The 1,695-nt window shown below is 49.0% G+C and carries 1 rRNA gene; it reads right to left on the reverse strand.

The window, feature by feature from the left end:
• Window positions 1–1,510: ribosomal RNA gene (locus PGQ33_RS16650) — 23S ribosomal RNA — on the reverse strand; the annotation flags it as partial.
• Window positions 1,511–1,695: the final 185 nt, after the last annotated feature.

Genomic DNA, 1,695 nt, shown 5'->3' on the forward strand with positions numbered 1-1,695 from the left:
ACTCCTACCTCGCTTGCCACGGGATTCCATTCCCGCTAGTGCTCTCCCTCTGCGTCCCCACAGTTCTGTTATACTGCAGTACAGGAATTTCAACCTGTTGTCCATCGGCTACGTCTTTCGACCTCACCTTAGGCCCCGACTTACCCAGAGCAGATCAGCTTTACTCTGGAAACCTTGGGTATTCGGCCGGAAGGATTCTCACCTTCCTCTCGCTACTCATTCCGGCATTCTCTCTTCTTAAAAGTCCACAGCTCCTTCCGGTACTGCTTCTTCCCTTTAAGAATGCTCCTCTACCAATTAACTACGTTAATTCCTGAGCTTCGGTAGTGTGTTTCAGCCCCGGACATTTTCGGCGCAGGACCTCTCGACCAGTGAGCTATTACGCACTCTTTTAATGTATGGCTGCTTCTAAGCCAACATCCTGGTTGTCTTTGAAATCCCACATCCTTTTCCACTTAACACACATTTTGGGACCTTAGCTGCAGGTCTGGGCTCTTTCCCTTTTGACTACCCAACTTATCTCGTGCAGTCTGACTCCCATGAATCATCTTACTGGCATTCGGAGTTTGATATCCTTTGGTAAGCTTTGACGCCCCCGCGGGAATTCAGTGCTCTACCTCCAAAAGACTCTCATGAGGCTAGCCCTAAAGCTATTTCGAGGAGAACCAGCTATCTCCGGGTTCGATTGGAATTTCTCCCCTATCCACACCTCATCCCCACCCTTTTCAACGGATGTGGGTTCGGACCTCCATTGCCTTTTACGGCAACTTCATCCTGGACATGGATAGATCACCCGGTTTCGGGTCTACTCCATCTGACTTAACGCCCTATTAAGACTTGTTTTCACTTCGGCTCCATTCCTTAAGAACTTAACCTCGCCAGATGGCGTAACTCGCCGGACCGTTCTACAAAAAGTACGCGGTTCATCATTTAAAGATGTTCCACAGCTTGTAAACACAGGGTTTCAGGTTCTCTTTCACTCCCCTCCCGGGGTCCTTTTCACCTTTCCTTCACAGTACTATGCGCTATCGGTCACTAAGGAGTATTTAGCCTTACGGGGTGGTCCCCGCTCATTCCCACAAGGTTTCTCGTGTCTCGTGGTACTCTGGATCCCGCCTTGCTGACTCGTCTTTCGCTTACGGGGCTTTCACCCTCTCTGGCTGGCTTTCCCAAAACCATTCTGCTAAACTTATCAGATCAATTACGCGGTCCGAACCCCGGAATGCACGCATTCCGGTTTGGGCTCTTCCGTTTTCGCTCGCCGCTACTCACAGAATCACTTGTTGTTTTCTCTTCCTCCGGCTACTTAGATGTTTCAGTTCACCGGGTTCCCTTCCATACGTTATGGATTGGCGTATGGATGACTGGAGTCTGTCCAGCCGGGTTTCCCCATTCAGATATCTCCGGATCATCGGATATTTGCTCCTCCCCGAAGCTTTTCGCAGCTTATCACGTCTTTCATCGGCTCTTAGTGCCAAGGCATCCACCCTGCGCTCTTTCTAGCATAACCAACTCCCTTCTCCCACGGGAATGGGATCCGGTTACACATGCATAGCGTTGCATGCGTTGGTATTTCAGGTCGTTTTTTTACTTCGTTTTCTCGAAGATGTAAGTTAATCATTACCTTGCGGTGATGATCACCTCGGATGTCTTTCTCTATTTGAGAATTGATTTATTTTTGTATGCAGTTTTCAA

Source organism: Coprococcus sp. AM100_B19A (assembly GCF_027662015.1).
GTDB lineage: Bacteria > Bacillota > Clostridia > Lachnospirales > Lachnospiraceae > Allocoprococcus > Allocoprococcus comes.